The 15,282-nt window shown below is 59.8% G+C and carries 19 protein-coding genes; 14 read left to right on the forward strand and 5 right to left on the reverse strand.

Annotated features, from left to right (window positions below):
• Positions 1-59 precede the first annotated feature (59 nt).
• Both AB731_RS08570 and AB731_RS08575 read right to left on the reverse strand, forming a co-directional pair.
• Positions 60-845 (reverse strand): F0F1 ATP synthase subunit A, encoded by a 786-nt coding sequence (locus AB731_RS08570; RefSeq protein ID WP_047093898.1) that lies wholly within the window; start codon positions 843-845, stop codon positions 60-62.
• A gap of 40 nt (positions 846-885) precedes the next feature.
• The gene (locus AB731_RS08575; RefSeq protein WP_047093461.1) at positions 886-1,218 is read right to left on the reverse strand and encodes a hypothetical protein; all 333 of its coding nucleotides are present in this window, start codon (positions 1,216-1,218) and stop codon (positions 886-888) included.
• 253 nt (positions 1,219-1,471) lie between these two features.
• On the opposite strand from AB731_RS08575, the gene AB731_RS08580 reads away from it, so the two are divergent.
• A complete protein-coding gene (locus AB731_RS08580) occupies positions 1,472-1,849 on the forward strand; it encodes a hypothetical protein (RefSeq protein WP_047093460.1) in 378 nt (125 codons plus the stop codon).
• A 67-nt stretch (positions 1,850-1,916) separates the two neighbouring features.
• On the opposite strand, the gene AB731_RS08585 is transcribed toward AB731_RS08580, so the two are convergent.
• From AB731_RS08585 to AB731_RS08595, 3 genes are read right to left on the reverse strand one after another with little or no spacing between them, the layout of a single operon-like run.
• Entirely contained in the window at positions 1,917-2,303 is a 387-nt protein-coding gene (locus AB731_RS08585) for a YdbL family protein (protein WP_047093459.1), read from the reverse strand.
• 23 nt (positions 2,304-2,326) lie between these two features.
• Complete coding sequence (locus AB731_RS13810; RefSeq protein WP_231638889.1) at positions 2,327-2,518, reverse strand: YnbE family lipoprotein; 192 nt, start codon at positions 2,516-2,518, stop codon at positions 2,327-2,329.
• Between the two features lie 53 nt (positions 2,519-2,571).
• Positions 2,572-5,820: an intermembrane phospholipid transport protein YdbH family protein gene (locus AB731_RS08595; RefSeq protein WP_047093897.1), complete on the reverse strand. Its 3,249-nt coding sequence runs from the start codon at positions 5,818-5,820 to the stop codon at positions 2,572-2,574.
• A gap of 69 nt (positions 5,821-5,889) precedes the next feature.
• On the opposite strand from AB731_RS08595, the gene radC reads away from it, so the two are divergent.
• From radC to AB731_RS08655, 13 genes are all read left to right on the forward strand, one after another.
• On the forward strand, positions 5,890-6,597 hold the full coding sequence (radC, locus tag AB731_RS08600; protein WP_047093457.1) for a RadC family protein: 708 nt from the start codon (positions 5,890-5,892) through the stop codon (positions 6,595-6,597).
• Positions 6,598-6,775: 178 nt separating this feature from the next.
• Positions 6,776-8,089: an adenylosuccinate lyase gene (gene purB / locus AB731_RS08605; protein ID WP_047093456.1), complete on the forward strand. Its 1,314-nt coding sequence runs from the start codon at positions 6,776-6,778 to the stop codon at positions 8,087-8,089.
• 71 nt (positions 8,090-8,160) lie between these two features.
• A complete protein-coding gene (locus tag AB731_RS08610) occupies positions 8,161-8,556 on the forward strand; it encodes a hypothetical protein (protein WP_052768975.1) in 396 nt (131 codons plus the stop codon).
• Between the two features lie 9 nt (positions 8,557-8,565).
• Positions 8,566-9,240 (forward strand): orotidine-5'-phosphate decarboxylase, encoded by a 675-nt coding sequence (pyrF, locus tag AB731_RS08615; RefSeq protein ID WP_047093455.1) that lies wholly within the window; start codon positions 8,566-8,568, stop codon positions 9,238-9,240.
• Between the two features lie 8 nt (positions 9,241-9,248).
• Positions 9,249-9,752, forward strand: coding sequence for a hypothetical protein (locus AB731_RS08620; RefSeq protein ID WP_047093454.1), 504 nt, complete (start codon positions 9,249-9,251; stop codon positions 9,750-9,752).
• 49 nt (positions 9,753-9,801) lie between these two features.
• Positions 9,802-10,449 (forward strand): phosphoribosylanthranilate isomerase, encoded by a 648-nt coding sequence (locus AB731_RS08625; protein WP_047093453.1) that lies wholly within the window; start codon positions 9,802-9,804, stop codon positions 10,447-10,449.
• Positions 10,446-11,684 carry a tryptophan synthase subunit beta gene (trpB, locus tag AB731_RS08630; RefSeq protein ID WP_047093452.1) on the forward strand — a complete coding sequence of 413 codons (1,239 nt, stop codon included), beginning with the start codon at positions 10,446-10,448 and terminating at the stop codon, positions 11,682-11,684. The genes AB731_RS08625 and trpB overlap by 4 nt, the downstream gene beginning before the upstream one ends.
• The gene (locus tag AB731_RS08635) at positions 11,681-11,866 is read left to right on the forward strand and encodes a hypothetical protein (protein WP_047093451.1); all 186 of its coding nucleotides are present in this window, start codon (positions 11,681-11,683) and stop codon (positions 11,864-11,866) included. Before trpB ends, AB731_RS08635 begins: the two co-directional genes overlap by 4 nt.
• Positions 11,863-11,988 carry a hypothetical protein gene (locus AB731_RS14315; protein ID WP_269429521.1) on the forward strand — a complete coding sequence of 42 codons (126 nt, stop codon included), beginning with the start codon at positions 11,863-11,865 and terminating at the stop codon, positions 11,986-11,988. Before AB731_RS08635 ends, AB731_RS14315 begins: the two co-directional genes overlap by 4 nt.
• Positions 11,975-12,280, forward strand: a complete 306-nt coding sequence (locus tag AB731_RS08640; RefSeq protein WP_156167416.1) for a hypothetical protein — start codon at positions 11,975-11,977, stop codon at positions 12,278-12,280. Before AB731_RS14315 ends, AB731_RS08640 begins: the two co-directional genes overlap by 14 nt.
• On the forward strand, positions 12,273-13,052 hold the full coding sequence (trpA, locus tag AB731_RS08645; protein WP_047093449.1) for a tryptophan synthase subunit alpha: 780 nt from the start codon (positions 12,273-12,275) through the stop codon (positions 13,050-13,052). Before AB731_RS08640 ends, trpA begins: the two co-directional genes overlap by 8 nt.
• A 24-nt stretch (positions 13,053-13,076) precedes the next feature.
• Positions 13,077-13,925, forward strand: a complete 849-nt coding sequence (accD, locus tag AB731_RS08650) for an acetyl-CoA carboxylase, carboxyltransferase subunit beta (protein WP_047093448.1) — start codon at positions 13,077-13,079, stop codon at positions 13,923-13,925.
• Between the two features lie 15 nt (positions 13,926-13,940).
• A complete protein-coding gene (locus AB731_RS08655) occupies positions 13,941-15,281 on the forward strand; it encodes a bifunctional folylpolyglutamate synthase/dihydrofolate synthase (protein WP_047093447.1) in 1,341 nt (446 codons plus the stop codon).
• The last annotated feature ends 1 nt before the right edge of the window (position 15,282 follow it).

Here is a 15,282-nt window from a genome sequence, read left to right on the forward strand (position 1 = left end):
GAGATAATCCTTTCAAGTGAACTTAAAAAATTGGAAGAAAATTGAGGAAGTAAAACGACTTAGTGCAGGTTCTCGGCATCGTTGATGTACAGCGAAGCAAGAAGCGCGAAAACATAGGCCTGAATGCCCGCGACCAGGATTTCCAGTGCGGAAATGCCGACCATCAGGATGAAGCTTGGTACGCCGACCAGCAGACCGTAACCCGCCCCAGCGTTCCAGCCGTTGATGACGAAGCCCGAAAGCACCTTCAGCAAAACGTGGCCCGCCATCATGGCGACGAACAACCGCAGCGCGAGGCTGAACGGGCGCACCATGAAGGAAATCAGTTCGATCGGGAACAGGATCGGGATCATGGGCAGCGGCGTGCCGTGCGGCACGAACAGGCTGAAGAAGTGCAGCCCGTGCTTCCAGAAGCCCACGATCAGAACGATGGAGAAGCTCATGATTGCCAGCACGCCGGTAACGGTGAAGTGGCTGGTGAATGTGAACGGATGCACGCCGATCAGGCCGACCGGCAGCAGGCCGAGGAGGTTGGCGAACAGGATGAACATGAACAGGCTGAAGATATAAGGCACATATTTGCGCCCTTCCTTGCCAACGTTAGCTTCCAGCATATCGTCGATAAAGCCGGTGAAGGTTTCCACCGTCATCTGCCAGCGGCCGGGCACCAGCTCGCGCTTCATCCCGCCCAGCATGAAGATGAACAACGCCACAGCGGTGATCGTCATCCACAAAGCGGAATTGGTGAAAGCAATATTGTAGCCCGCAATGTTCCAGGTCTCGCCGAGCAAAGGCTCAACGGTGAACTGGTACATCGGGTCAACTTTGCCCGACGCCTGGGCCATTTCGGCTTCGCCTGCCACGTGCTTTGCTTCCCTGTCGCTACTAGCTGTCAGAGCCCTTGTCGGAGCTGCTGCTTGAATTCCGAATGATATTCCTGAAGGCCACCACTATTCCAAGGAACAGGCCGACCAACAGTGCCCCGGGATTGAGATCGAAGAACCATCCGATGGTCCAGCCGACAACAACACCGCCGATAAGCCCACCAAGCAGATCGGCAAGAGCGCGGCTGCCAGCTTTGTCGCTGGAACCTGCTCCGCTGACCCGCGGCTTGTTGCGCTGCTCTTCACGCTCTCGTGCAGCCCTAAGCCGCTCTTCGAGCGCATCAATTCGCGCATCTTCGCCGATGGGTTCCCGTTCGGGCTCTTTATCGCTCATGCTTGAAGCCTTTAGGCAAAGGATTTCGCAAGCGCAACAAAGTGCCCGCTAAGGGCGCCGCCCCCTTAGAAGGGGGGTGTTGGCGAGTCAACCGGTGTGGGGGTGGAAAAGGGCACTCCATCGATCTCCGGCTTTGAGTCCTGAAGGCAAAAACCAAACAACGGGCTTCGGATGATATTTGGGCCATCTGATTTTGATCTTAGCGCCACACAATCTCTTTGCGACCGGATTCGTCATGTGCAATCAAAGACGTATGAAGATTCACGGCCAACGGTGGCGCTACCAACTCGCAAATACAGAGCTTTACGTCGACAATGCATTCAGTTGGTTCGGATGGGCACAGGAACGCGCGCTCGTGAACGGCAAAATGGTCCAGTCCGCTGGCGGGTGGCTGATCTTCCGAAGGTCATTCAAAGAGTCCTGGCTCACACCCACTGGCGATGGTGAACTGACAATTGCAATGCACTCAGCCGCTTCAGGAATCGTTGTCGAAGTCAAACTTGGCGGGGCAGTGATCGAGCACGAGGAATTGTTTGAAGCGACTTGGCATGGGCGAGGTGGCTGGCCCAGTGAATTAGATTGGAACAGGACCGAGCAATTCACAATTTTCAATTTTCTCAAAAGAGATTGAAAATTCGCACGTTATGTCGGAGCAAAAGAGGCGAAATGATAGCAAATGCGCCGTCAGAACAATTGATCTAAGGACAACGCGGATCGCGCTGCGCCGGGCCGGTACCGCGCTGAACCCAGCTACCGCTCGGGGCCTGATACATTTCACCCGGCGACGTGCGGGCAATCGCCAGGCAACCGGAGGTGAAGGCATATTCTTCCAGCGTCGCGTTCTCGGCCTGCGCGCGTTCCGCATAAACGGCGCGGCGGCGGATGTTGATGTCGTTCACGACGCGCTGCAATTCCGGTGTCGAGGCGCCGACAATGCCGATGTAGCCATCCATCTTTTCACCAATCTGTCCAGCGGCGCGGGCGGCGGCATAGGCGGGATCGCGCTGCGCCATTGCGGGCGCGGCAACAAGGCCAAGGGCCAGCACGGCGCCGGCAGCGGTCAGCAGGGTTTTGCGCATTGTCATTCGTTCAAGCTCCGGGTTGCCGCTCAGAAAATGTCGGCATTCTCATCAATCGTGTTCTCGGCATCTTCTGCCAGTCGGTAAATCACTTCCTGCGTGATGTTGATGTTAAGCTCGATCACAATCGGTTTGTCGGGCGCTTCCAGATTGATGCACCCGGCAAGTGGGATCGCGCCCAACATCGCCGTCACTGCCATCGTGCGCCCTGCCCCTGTCATAATGGCAGTATGCGCGCGTGAGGCACTTTTCGTCAATTTCATATGGCTCATAGCTACGGTTCGCTTTCCTGCTGCTGAATAGCGGGTTCATTAATGTCGAGGGATTCGAGAAGTTCGCGCGTCGCCTGCTCTGCGGCGGCTTCGTCCTGTTCGTCGACAGTTTGCTGGTCAACGGTCTGACGCAGTCGCACCCCGTCACGCGTCACAAGGCCAAGATCGCGTGGATCGCGAAGCGCAGCGGGATCGTACATGGCGCGCAGCGAAGTCATCAGTTGATAGAAGGGGGCACGGATATTGATGCGCAGATCAATCGGAATTCTGGCAATAGCACGGGTGACGAAATTGCTGTCCGCCGTCTCCCCCTGTCCGATCCCGGTGAAGCGCACCCGCGTGACCAGTTCGCCCGTTAGCGGACCGTCCATGTCGATGTCCATCGTATCGAACCGCAAATCGCGCAGCGCCGCAAACGCATAATTGGCGAAGAAAGACATATCCTCATAAGTCAGATCCCCTACGTAGGAGAGGTTGCCGCCCGGCGCGCGCGCGACCAGTGACCCGCCGACAAGTTGGCCATTGCCGCCTTCATCGAATACAATGGGGATCGTGCCGTCAAACGTGCCATTGGCGGCAAGATTGCCCATCTCCATGCTCTCGACAAATTGCGCGGCTTCCAGCCCGACTATATCCATGATGTAGGCGCGGCTTTCCGCCACGCCGATGTTGATTTCTACCGGCCGCATGGTCAGCGTACCGCCCATGAAGGGCCAGCTCGCGCCAGTTACAGTCAGTTGCTCCCCGTTCAGAAGCTGGAAGCCGATGTCGCCGTCAGTCACCTCGATACCGGGATTGATAGAGCCAACAGCGATCCGCTGATCGGGGGCAGTGGTCAGACCTAACAGATCGGTGAACACAACCGTGCCGCGGGCACCTTTTACCGGACCGAACGCAGCAGCAAGGTCCAACCCGTCACTGGAAAATTCACCACGTGATGTAACGGTGTCTGAATTCCATTCGATGCGTCCACTGCCGGTGACCGTGCCTTTGACATTGGCGACCACGCCGAGCGCGAGGCGGGTAAGATCGAGCGGCTGGAAGCCTTCGCCGAACGTCAACCGGTCAATCGCGAGATCGGCCCTGCCTGTACTGGTGGCCAGATCATGCGTCATGCTTACGCCCGAAATGACAGTACCTGTCTCTGGATAACGAAGCAGCGCCTCTGCAGTGATAATATTGTCGGCAAGCGCAAGAGCGGCGCCCTGTGCGGACAGCGGTTCAAACCGGCGCGCTCCACCGCGGTCCTGAAGTGTGAACCCGGCATCGCTGATAAGGAATTGCCCATCCTCATAACGCCAGTTGCCATTTGCGCCGAGAATGTCGAGAGGGACCGAGGCGAGGAACACGTCCGCCCCCGCAAATTCTCCGCCAATCCCCGCCGCCGAAACGTCGGCGCGCAAATCTGTGATGGTGAAGCGTTGGGCATTGTCTGCCGGGCCAAGCACGATATCGAGATCACGGGCAGCCACAGCGCCGGGATAGGCAAAACCTACCGCTCCGCTGCGCAGCCCCAATGGAGTGCCGGCCAGTTCGCCTGACAAATCAAGCGAATTCACGCCTGCCGCCAATCGCAGACCGCTGTTGTCGTAACGCAGGATCGGGCGACCGGATGGCGGGCATACAGTAAGCGACTGGCGGCCCAAAATGAGGTTGGACACTTCCAACCGGTCAAAGCGGATATCACGGCACCCGCTCCACAGCGCAATTGCGCCGTTGGCGCCGATAGTACCATCAATCGGCAAAACCAGGCCTTGTGCGGATCCTCCCGGCAGCGGACCGCTTGCGAGCGCCCTACCTTCCAGCGCAAGACTGCCATCCCGGCCTTGAAGAACAATCAGCTGCGGGATCGCAAGCCGTGCATCACCGGCGGAATATTCCCGCATCGCCAGCCGCAATTCCAGCGCGCCGTTGCCGCCCTGCTCCATACGTCCGGTGATCTGCGGCAGGCCATCACCGCCAGTCGCCAGATTGCCGGAGAAGCGCGGCAGACCCTGCCCGCCCAGCGCCACCTGCGCGCGTGATAGCGAAAGCAAGGTCGCGCCACTGGCCTCGCGCAGGCGCGCTTCCGGGACGATAACGCTGGTCAAATCACCGAACATGCGCGCATCGAATGTTGCCGAAAGCGTGGCACCGCGCATTGCGCGCGGCAAATTGCTGCGCAGCTTGACCAGCAAGGGTGCTGCCAAAGTGCCCTCGGCTGCGGTAATGGCAGATGCCAGTTGCGCATCGAGATCTGCACCCAGAGCAACACCGTTGGCCGCAATATCGCCTTCCACATCGAGCCGCGCAAAATCTTCGAGTGTTCGCAGGCGGCCTTCCAGCGCCAGTTCACTGGCAGCCGCCGCAGGTGTTTGCAGCCCGCTGGCGGTCACATCATACAGAACATTCAGATCACCATCACGCCATGTGAAGCGACCGTCTCCGGCGAGGCTTGCCATGCGCGAGGTCGACAGCGATCCGCGCCCTGTGGCTATGCTGTAGGTTCCCTCGAAATCGGTCAGGTTGCGTTCGGCCTGACCTGCAATCTGCAATGCGCCGTTGTTCAGGGCGAAGTCCTGTTCGGGGCAATTAAGCCCGGCGAACCGCAGCGGTCCGGCAAAAGCTGGTCGTTCAGCGTCGATCGACAGTTCGCCGTAAAGGGTTGGTGATCGCACTGTACAGCCGGGGAAGGTCAGCGCCTCTGCAGTCGCGGCAAGCTCTGCCCGGAAACCACCGCGCAAATGGCCGCCACCCGCCAGTTTCAGCCCGACGCGGCCATAATCCGTTTCCAGCAGTCCGCGGCCATCGTCGATTACCAATCGCGCATCGGGAAAGGAAAAAGGTTCCGCATCATCTTCGCCAAACAGCAACGGATCAAGCTCGCCAAAACTCAGATGGCCTTCGCGGTAACTGCCGTAGATGCGAGGACGCACTACGGTAATACCAGCGAGATCAGGCAGGCCGAAGCGCGGGATAATTCCGATTTCAAGCCGCTCTATGGTCAAATCAGGCCGCGCAGGATCGCCGATCACCAGATCGGTCAGCACTTGCAATTGCGGAGAGATCGTCTCGACAGTGTAAGTGGCGCGGATGTTGTTTTCGGCCAAGGTATCGGCGATCAGCGTATCGGCGATTTCCTTGCGTTGGAGCCACGTAACCAGCAGCGCAAGCACCAGAACTATGGCAAAAATGCACAGCGCATTTCGCAGCGGGCGGCGCTTCCTGCCTTGGGGACCAGGTTCCCCTTTCTTCACGGCTTCTTGCACCATTTCATACCGAGCCTTGCGCGAGCCGCGCAGCAAAGGCAATGCAATCTGTGCAAAAGGGGCGAGGCCAATATGGCGCAAGGTACAGAAAATCCTCCGAAATCCACGCCGAACGGGGCATCGGGTCACCGTGCCCGCCTGCGTGAAAGGCTGCTCTGCGGCGGGGCGGAGGCGCTGGCGGATTACGAAGTGCTGGAATATCTCCTGTTCGGCGCACTCGCGCGCGGCGACACGAAACCTGCCGCAAAAGCACTGTTGGCGCGATTCGGCACTTTGGCGGGCGTATTGAATGCCGATCCAGGCGCGCTTAAACAAATCAAGGGCGTGTCCGATGCCAGCGTCGGCCAGCTCAAGATTGCAGCGCTCGTAGCCCGGCGGATGGCTCGCAGCGAGGTTTCGAACAAGCCCGTACTCGGCAGTTGGCAGGCGCTGATGGATTATCTCGCCATTGATATGGCCCACCTTACGATAGAGCGCGTTCGGGTGCTGTATCTCAATGCAAAGAACCGGCTGCTGCTCGATCACCACGTGGGTGACGGCACGATTGACGAAGCCGCGATCCACCCGCGTGAAGTCATCAAGCGCGGGCTTGACTGCGGCGCATCGGCGCTGATCCTTGTGCACAACCACCCCAGCGGCAATCCCGAACCCAGCCGCGCCGATATCCGCATCACGCAGGCGATTGCAGAAGCCGGAAGGCCGCTTGGCATCACGGTCCACGACCATGTCATCATCGGGCGCGAGGGCCATGTTTCGCTGCGCGCAAAAGGCGTAATCTAGCGGCGCGTCAGCTTCGCAGCGCGATCCCGCGCCGAACATAATGGCAGCGATTACGAAACGAAACCGATCGCCTATCACCAACGCTGTTACCTTCGCATGTGCTACCCCCCTTGCAATGCGTCGATGAAGGCAATAGCCGCCCTGCAAATCCTTCCCATTGCCAAATCCGGAGTTTCTGATGGTCCCCCGCTATGCCCGCCCTGCCATGACAGCGATCTGGGAGCCGGAATCCAAATATGAAATCTGGTTCCTGATTGAAGCGCACGCTACCCAGAAGCTGGCCGAACTGGGCGTGGTTCCGCAAAGCGGCGCTAAGGCGCTGTGGGATTGGTGGAAGACCGATCCGGGCATCGACGTTGCTGCTATCGACGCCAAGGAAGCTGTGCTGAAGCACGATGTAATCGCGTTTCTTGACTGGGTGGCAGAACAAGTCGGGCCCGAAGCGCGCTTCATGCATCAGGGCATGACCAGTTCGGACGTGCTGGACACGACGCTGGCTGTCCAGCTCACCCGCGCCACGGACCTGCTGCTGGAGGATATGGATGCCCTGCTCTCCGCGATCAAACGCCGTGCACTGGAACACAAATACACCGCCACCATCGGTCGCAGCCACGGCATTCATGCCGAACCCATGACATTCGGGCTGAAGCTGGCTCAGGCCTATGCCGAATTCGACCGCAGCCGTGCGCGGCTGGTGACGGCCCGCGCCGAAATCGCGACCTGCGCCATTTCCGGCGCGGTGGGCACTTTTGCAAATATCGACCCCAGCGTTGAGGAATATGTGGCGCAGCAGCTTGGCCTGTCGGTGGAGCCGGTCAGCACACAGGTAATCCCGCGCGATCGCCACGCCGCCTATTTCGCCGCCCTTGCCGTTGTCGCCAGTTCTATCGAGCGTCTCGCGGTCGAAGTGCGCCACCTTCAGCGGACCGAAGTTCTGGAAGCGGAGGAGTATTTCTCCCCGGGCCAGAAGGGTTCATCCGCCATGCCGCACAAGCGCAACCCGATCCTGACCGAGAACCTGACCGGGCAGGCCCGCATGATCCGTTCCTACGCCCTGCCCGCCATGGAAAACGTGGCGCTGTGGCATGAACGGGATATCTCGCATTCCTCCGTCGAACGCTTCATCGGGCCGGACGCGACGATCACGCTCGACTTCGCGCTCGCCCGCCTCACCAGCGTGGTCGACAAATTGCTGGTTTACCCTGATCGGATGCAGAAAAACCTCGATAAGATGGGCGGTCTTGTCCATTCACAGCGTGTGCTGCTGGCGCTGACGCAAGCGGGCATCACCCGCGACAATGCCTACCGGCTGGTACAGCGCAATGCGATGAAGGTGTGGGAATCGGACGGGCGGATGTCGCTGCTCGAATTGCTCAAGGCAGACGAGGAAGTTGCCGCGGCAATGTCCGCGGCGGAACTGGAGGACAAGTTCAACCTCGACTATCATTTCAAGCATGTAGACACGATTTTCGCGCGGGTTTTCGGGGAATAGCCCTCGCCCTTCCCAATTCACTGTCTTCAGCCTAGCATTACCGCAATCACAGTCCTCACAGGGAATCCCGTATGTCCATCGTCCGCACTGTAATCTGGGTTCTGCTACTGGTCGGCCTGTTGCTGTTCTCGATCGCCAATTGGGACCCCACGGTCACCGTGCGCATCTGGGAAGGGATTGTAGTCGACACCAAGATCCCGGCCATCGTCATTGTATCATTCGCCATCGGTTTCCTGCCGATGTGGCTTTACCACAGGGCCAGCAAATGGGGTATGCAGCGGAAGATCGCCAGCCTCGAAAATGCTGCGCGCACTGCGGCTGCAACGCCAGTTGCCCCTCCCCAGCCTGAAGTGGAACGGGACACCGTTGTGCAAACATCAGCGCCCGAACCTGCAAGCAATGATACCGTACTGGAAGCCGATCCTGACATGACGACAGGCTCTACCCATCGTCCCGTTTCGGAGTAGATTTCCCCGATGAGCAATCCCGTCTTCCTCGCGCTCGATCTGCCCCAACTCGACGCGGCAAAGGCTCTTTGCGCGAAGGTTAAAGGCCATATCGGCGGGGTGAAGCTGGGCATGGAATTCTTCTATGCCCATGGCCATCACGGCGTGCATGAGATTGCGCATCTTGGACTGCCGATCTTCCTCGATCTGAAACTGCACGACATTCCCAATACCGTAGCGGGCGCGATGCAATCCATTCATGTGCTGGAACCTGCCATCGTCACGGTCCACGCGGCCGGGGGGCGCGCCATGATGGAGGATGCGAAAGCTGCGGCAGGGGAAGACTGCAAAGTGGTCGCCGTGACCGTGCTGACCAGTCTTGATGACACAGCCTTGCAAAACACCGGCGTTGGCAGCTCCGCGCATGATCAGGTCATGCGCCTTGCCGAATTGGCAGAGGCCAGCGGGCTGGACGGGATTGTCTGCTCCGGCCACGAGGTGAAGGCTGTCCATGACCAATGGAAAAAGGGTTTCTTCGTCGTCCCCGGCCTGCGCCCCGGCGGCAAGGCAACTGGCGACCAGAAGCGGGTCGTCACCCCGCGCCAGGCCCGCGACGACGGCGCAAGCTGCCTTGTAATAGGCCGCCCGATCAGCCGCGCGGATGATCCGCTGATGGCAGCGCGGGAGATTGAAGGGACCTTGTGAATAAATTCATGACACTCTCATTCGCTGCCGCACTATTATCGGCTTGTGCCAGCATCACAGCTATCCCGGCAGAGGGCATTGATTTGATGAACCCGGAACACGGCGCAGCTACGCTTGCAACGTGTTCAAGAAATGCGCCGATGGCGACCGGCGGATTTTTTACGCCCTCGCCTGCAGACATCACCAAATTGGAAAGCGATCTCGCAACCCTGCTATCGATCTCAACCGAAAATGCGGGGCAATCAGCATCCTTCGCAGTCGATCTGTCTTCTTATCGCCGGGAATATATTGGATATCAGCGTGACGGCGCTCGCATGATATACGGCAATTTCCTGCCAGTGCTCAGGCGTTCGAATCCGGTGCGGATGCGTTCGAATGGTCTTCCTACGATCGCATGCGATGGGGGGGCGGCATTTTTCGGGGTCGAGTATGCGATTGCAGATGGTAAAGTGGAGGCCGTTCGTTTCAATGGGTCGCTTGGCGGGCGCGCGCAAGAAGATATCCTGCGCTAGGCCGTCATTTTTCTGGCAATCGCGCGCACCACTATTTAGGTGACTGGCCATGCCGGAAACACTTATCAAGATTTGCGGGCTGACCACGCCCGATGCCGTGGACGCTGCCGTGGATGCAGGCGCGACTCACATCGGGCTGGTGCATTTTGAGCCTAGCCCGCGTCACCTTTCGATTGGCGATGCGGCAAAGCTGCGGGCACGCGCTCCGGCAGAGGTCAAGGTCGTGCTGCTGACTGTGAATATGCAGCCGCAGGAGACCGCGATCGCTCTTCAGGATGTCCAGCCAGATGTGCTGCAATTGCACGGCGCGGAAACGCCCGAATGGCTTGGCCTGCTGAAAGACAAGACAAAGATGGAAATCTGGAAAGCCGTCGGCGTGAAAGACCGGACGGCGTTGGAAAAGGCGCAAAGGTTCAAAGGCAGCGCCCACCGCCTGCTGTATGATGCTGCGCAAGGCGCACTGCCGGGCGGAAACGGCCTGTTGCTCGATTGGCGGCTGCTGATGAATTACCACCACACAATGCCGTGGGGACTGGCAGGCGGATTGAATGCCGAGAACGTAGCCGATGCGATCCGCTACACCGGCGCGCCGCTGGTCGATGCGTCTTCAGGACTGGAAAGCGCGCCCGGCGTGAAGGATACCGCCAAAATCCGGGCTTTCTGCAAGGCCGCACTTGCTGCAAAGGCTGCTGCATGACCGAAAATACACCCAACTCTTTCCGCAACCAGCCCGACGATCGCGGCCATTTCGGCCAGTTCGGCGGGAGGTATGTGGCTGAAACGCTGATGCCGCTCGTGCTGGATCTGGAAAAGGAATACCGCAAGGCGCAAGGCGACTCCGCCTTCAAGGCCGAGTTCGACGATCTGCTTGAACATTACGTTGGCCGCCCGAGCCCGCTCTATTTCGCGCCCCGGATCACCGAGGAATTGGCCAAAACTGCCCCGCAGGGAATGGGCGCGCAGGTCTGGTTCAAGCGGGACGAGCTGAACCACACAGGCGCGCACAAGATCAACAATTGCATCGGGCAAATCCTGCTCGCGATGCGCATGGGCAAGACGCGCATTATCGCGGAAACCGGCGCGGGCCAGCACGGCGTTGCGACCGCGACCGTATGCGCTCGCTTCGGCTTGCCATGCGTCGTCTACATGGGTCAGGAAGACGTGCGGCGGCAATCGCCCAATGTGTTCCGCATGAAGCTGCTCGGCGCAGAAATCGTGCCGGTAACGGCAGGGCGCGGCACGCTAAAAGATGCCATGAACGAGGCGCTGCGCGACTGGGTCGCGAATGTGCATGACACGTTCTACATCATCGGCACCGCCGCTGGCCCGCATCCCTACCCTGAGCTCGTCCGCGATTTCCAGAGCGTGATCGGCAAGGAAGCCCGCGCACAAATGTTGGAACGCACCGGCAAGCTGCCTGATCTGGCGGTGGCCTGCATCGGCGGCGGATCGAACGCCATCGGCCTGTTCCACCCCTTCCTCGACGATCCCGAAGTCAAGCTGCTCGGCGTGGAAGCGGCAGGCAAAGGCCTTCACGGAGACGAACACGCCGCCAGCCTTGCGGGCGGTTTTCCCGGCGTTCTCCACGGCAACAAGACCTATCTGCTGCAGGACGAAGACGGCCAGATCACCGAAGGCCACTCGATCAGCGCAGGTCTGGACTATCCCGGCATCGGCCCCGAACACGCATGGCTGAAGGAAACAGGCCGCGTGGAGTACACCTCCAGCACCGATGACGAGGCGCTGGAAGCTTTCCAACTGCTCTGCCGCACCGAAGGCATCATCCCGGCACTGGAACCGTCACACGCAATTGCAGCCGTGGCGAAAGTCGCACCAACGATGCGGAAAGATCAGACGATCCTGATGAATTTGTGTGGTCGCGGGGACAAAGACATCTTTACGGTGGCTGAGGCTTTGGGGGTGGAGATTTGACCTTCTCTCCTGCCCGCGCGGGTATTTTCTTCCTCTTCGGCCTGCCGATTGGCTTCATTCTTTCCGCACTTGGCTTTGCCATTGGCGGACTGGAGATCACCGCTCCGGCAATTGCCCCATTCGCAGGCGGGATCGCAGTATTGATCGCCATTGCGGCGGGACTATGGAAGCCCGCGAAATGATCCGCCTCTGCACCATCGTTACCCGGGAGAAGGCGGGAGTCCGTCTATTCGGCAGCGCCTGCGGAGGAATGGTTTCTGGCCTTCGCCGGAATGACGAAGAGCCGGTTGATGCACTGGAGTGAAGATTTGAAGCCCAACAAAACGGGCAAACAGAAAATCTTGCCGATGGAGGGCTACGAGGAGAGGTTTTTCTCCCGCACCATTGGTCGATTCATCAGGAATTGGAGCGTACGCCGAGCCAAGTTGGCTTTCGTTATCTCCACGCCGATTTATGCCGGGTTTGCAGCATTCGCGCATTTCTTTGACGAACCGGTTACTTTCGTAGAGGCGGCAACTTTCACGACAACCGCATCTTCCCTGACCACAGTGATAGCGTTCTTCTCAAAACACGTACCGGACATTGATTTTGACTAACCGCCTCTCCACCGCCTTCTCCAACGGCCCCGCTCTCGTCGCCTTCATCACCGCTGGCGACGGCGACACCGACGCCAATCTTGATGCGCTCGTGGCAGGCGGTGCGAATGTTATCGAGCTCGGCATGCCGTTCACTGATCCGATGGCGGATGGGCCCGCCATTCAGGCAGCGAATATTCGCGCGCTCGGCAATGGCACCAAGACTGCCGATGTGCTCACAATCGCGACCGATTTCCGCACCCGCCACCCGGAGGTGCCGCTGGTTCTGATGGGCTATGCCAATCCGATGATCCGGCGCGGGCCGGAATGGTTTGCCGACGCGCTGGAGGCTGCTGGCGTAGACGGCGTTATCTGCGTCGATCTTGCGCCGGAGGAGGACGAGGATCTCGGCCCTGCCTTGCGCGCCAAGGGCATCGCTCCCATCCGCCTTTCCACTCCCACCACGGACGATGCGCGCCTGCCGCAAGTGCTCGATGGCTCAGCCGGGTTCCTGTATTATGTCAGCGTGGCGGGCATCACAGGCAAGCAAAGCGCGGCGATCGACTCGATCGAGGCCAATGTGCGCCGCATCAAGCAACACACCGATCTGCCCGTTGCGGTCGGCTTTGGTGTGCGAGAACCAGACCAGGCGCGGGAAATCGCCCGCATTGCGGACGGCGTTGTCGTAGGCTCTGCCTTTATCGATCTAGTCGAAAAATACGGCAGCGATGCGCCGCAGCATTTGCAGGCCCTCACCGCAAAGCTTGCAGACGCGGTCCATAATGCGCGATAGGCGCTGGCTAAGGAGACAGAAGCAATGAGCTGGCTAACCCGCGTCCGTGAACGTCTGCCGTTCGGCACAAAGCGCGAAACGCCTGACAATCTGTGGGTCAAATGCCCGCGCTGTCAGGAAATGGTGTTCCTCCAGGAATATGAGGCGAACCTCAGCGTTTGCACCAAATGCGATCACCATGGCCGCATCGGCGCCGATGCACGACTGGCGCAATTGCTGGACGAGGGATACTCGCTTCTCCCCGCGCCGCGGGTTACTGAAGACCCGCTGAAGTTCAAGGATTCCAAGCGTTACAAGGACCGGCTGAAGGCCGCGCGCGATGCTAATCCTCACCCCGATGCCTTCACCGCTGCTTATGGCGCGATCGAGGGCCGCGCGGCAGTGGTTGGCGTGCAGGACTTTACTTTCATGGGCGGCAGCATGGGCATGGCCGTGGGCGATGCCTTTATCGCCGCCGCGCAAAAGGCGCTGGACGAGAAGTGCGGCTTTATCTGCGTAACCGCCGCTGGTGGGGCGCGGATGCAGGAGGGCATCCTGAGCCTGATGCAAATGCCGCGCGCAACGGTGATGACCCGGCGGCTGCGCGAGGCCGGCCTGCCCTATATCGTCGTACTGGCGGACCCGACCACGGGCGGGGTTACGGCCAGCTATGCGATGCTGGGCGATGTGCATGTTGCGGAACCCGGCGCATTGATCGGCTTTGCTGGCCAGCGGGTGATCCAGGAAACCATCCGCGAACAATTGCCCGAAGGTTTCCAGCGCGCAGAATATCTGCACAAGCACGGCATGGTCGATATGGTGGTCCACCGGAATGAGATGCGCGGGACACTGGCAGAATTGCTCGGGTATTTGAGCCCCGCAAAGGCGGCTTAGGTCGCGCATACGCCGGTGAAAGACTTCGCCATATCCGATGATCCGGCGGTACAGCGGCAACTGGACCGGCTGGGCTCTCTGCCTTTGCCCGGCAAAGGAGCCATAGGGCTTGATACGATCCGCACTCTGCTGGACCGGCTCGGCAATCCGCAGAACGATTTACCGCCGGTTTTCCACGTTGCAGGCACCAATGGAAAAGGCTCCACCTGCGCATTCCTGCGCGCCATGCTGGAGGCCGACGGCAAGCTTGTTCACGTCCACACAAAGCCGCATCTGGTGCGTTACAATGAACGTATCCGGGTTGGCGGAGAGCTGATTTCCGACGCGATGCTCGCTAGCCTGCTGGAAGAGGTGTTCGACGCCTCCGAAGGTCTGCCCGCCAGCTTTTTCGAAATCACCACTGCGGCCATGTTCCTCGCCTTTCACCGCGAGCCCGCCGATGCCTGCGTGATCGAAGTCGGGCTTGGCGGGCGCTTCGATGCGACCAATGTGCTTAGGCGGCCCGCCGCCTGCGGGATTGCCGCGCTTGGCGTAGACCATGCGGACTGGTTGCTGCAGAAGGACCCAAGCGCCCCTTCACCCGATCAGCCATTGGTGCGGATCGCCTTCGAGAAGGCCGGTATAGCACGCAACGGCTCTCCACTGGTGACACAGAATTACCCTTCCGAAGTCGAATATCGCATCGCCCAAAGCGCCCATGCGGCTGGCTCGCCTTTGGTAATGCGCGGGCGTGATTGGCAAGCGGTTCGCTCCGAGCAGGGTATCGCCTACCGCGACGAAAAGGGTGAGCTGGCCCTACCTCTGCCCGCTATGCCCGGGGCACATCAGGCGGACAATGCCGCGCTTGCCGTGGCGATGCTGCGGCATCAGGATGCGGTAACGGTTTCAGCGGACGCTATGGCAAGCGGCATCCGCGCCGCGCGCTGGCCTGCGCGGCTGCATTGGCTGGCGGCGGGGCCAGTGACGGAAGCTGCAAATGGTCGCTCCGTCTTGCTCGATGGCGGTCACAATCCTGATGCGGCGGAGGCCATCGCGCGTTATCTGGCGCAGGTCGAAAAACCCGTCGATGCACTAGTAGGGATGATGGCCGCGAAGGACGCGCGACAGTTCCTCAGCACCCTCGCCCCGCATCTGAACAGCGTGACCGCGCTGCCGATTGCAGGCCATGACCACGCGCCGCTGGAGGAATTGCAGCAGATTGCAAAGGATGCTGGTGTTGCTGAAACGTCCACCGCGCCGGGCCTGCTCGCCGCGCTGGATACCCTGCCTTCACGGGACGGTGGCACAGTGCTTATTGCCGGATCACTCTACCTTGCGGGCAAGGTACTAGCTGCAAATCGGGAATTTCCGGACTAAA

Source organism: Aurantiacibacter marinus, assembly GCF_001021555.1.
GTDB lineage: Bacteria > Pseudomonadota > Alphaproteobacteria > Sphingomonadales > Sphingomonadaceae > Alteraurantiacibacter > Alteraurantiacibacter marinus.

What these genes read in the sequence shown, in the direction of transcription:
- AB731_RS08570 (WP_047093898.1), bottom strand. Translation starts at nt 845, where the DNA reads ATGGCCCAGGCGTCGGGCAAAGTTGACCCGATGTACCAGTTCACCGTT.
- AB731_RS08575 (WP_047093461.1), bottom strand. Translation starts at nt 1,218, where the DNA reads ATGAGCGATAAAGAGCCCGAACGGGAACCCATCGGCGAAGATGCGCGA.
- AB731_RS08580 (WP_047093460.1), top strand. Translation starts at nt 1,472, where the DNA reads ATGAAGATTCACGGCCAACGGTGGCGCTACCAACTCGCAAATACAGAG.
- AB731_RS08585 (WP_047093459.1), bottom strand. Translation starts at nt 2,303, where the DNA reads ATGACAATGCGCAAAACCCTGCTGACCGCTGCCGGCGCCGTGCTGGCC.
- AB731_RS13810 (WP_231638889.1), bottom strand. Translation starts at nt 2,518, where the DNA reads ATGACAGGGGCAGGGCGCACGATGGCAGTGACGGCGATGTTGGGCGCG.
- AB731_RS08595 (WP_047093897.1), bottom strand. Translation starts at nt 5,820, where the DNA reads ATGGTGCAAGAAGCCGTGAAGAAAGGGGAACCTGGTCCCCAAGGCAGG.
- radC (WP_047093457.1), top strand. Translation starts at nt 5,890, where the DNA reads ATGGCGCAAGGTACAGAAAATCCTCCGAAATCCACGCCGAACGGGGCA.
- purB (WP_047093456.1), top strand. Translation starts at nt 6,776, where the DNA reads ATGGTCCCCCGCTATGCCCGCCCTGCCATGACAGCGATCTGGGAGCCG.
- AB731_RS08610 (WP_052768975.1), top strand. Translation starts at nt 8,161, where the DNA reads ATGTCCATCGTCCGCACTGTAATCTGGGTTCTGCTACTGGTCGGCCTG.
- pyrF (WP_047093455.1), top strand. Translation starts at nt 8,566, where the DNA reads ATGAGCAATCCCGTCTTCCTCGCGCTCGATCTGCCCCAACTCGACGCG.
- AB731_RS08620 (WP_047093454.1), top strand. Translation starts at nt 9,249, where the DNA reads ATGACACTCTCATTCGCTGCCGCACTATTATCGGCTTGTGCCAGCATC.
- AB731_RS08625 (WP_047093453.1), top strand. Translation starts at nt 9,802, where the DNA reads ATGCCGGAAACACTTATCAAGATTTGCGGGCTGACCACGCCCGATGCC.
- trpB (WP_047093452.1), top strand. Translation starts at nt 10,446, where the DNA reads ATGACCGAAAATACACCCAACTCTTTCCGCAACCAGCCCGACGATCGC.
- AB731_RS14315 (WP_269429521.1), top strand. Translation starts at nt 11,863, where the DNA reads ATGATCCGCCTCTGCACCATCGTTACCCGGGAGAAGGCGGGAGTCCGT.
- AB731_RS08640 (WP_156167416.1), top strand. Translation starts at nt 11,975, where the DNA reads ATGCACTGGAGTGAAGATTTGAAGCCCAACAAAACGGGCAAACAGAAA.
- accD (WP_047093448.1), top strand. Translation starts at nt 13,077, where the DNA reads ATGAGCTGGCTAACCCGCGTCCGTGAACGTCTGCCGTTCGGCACAAAG.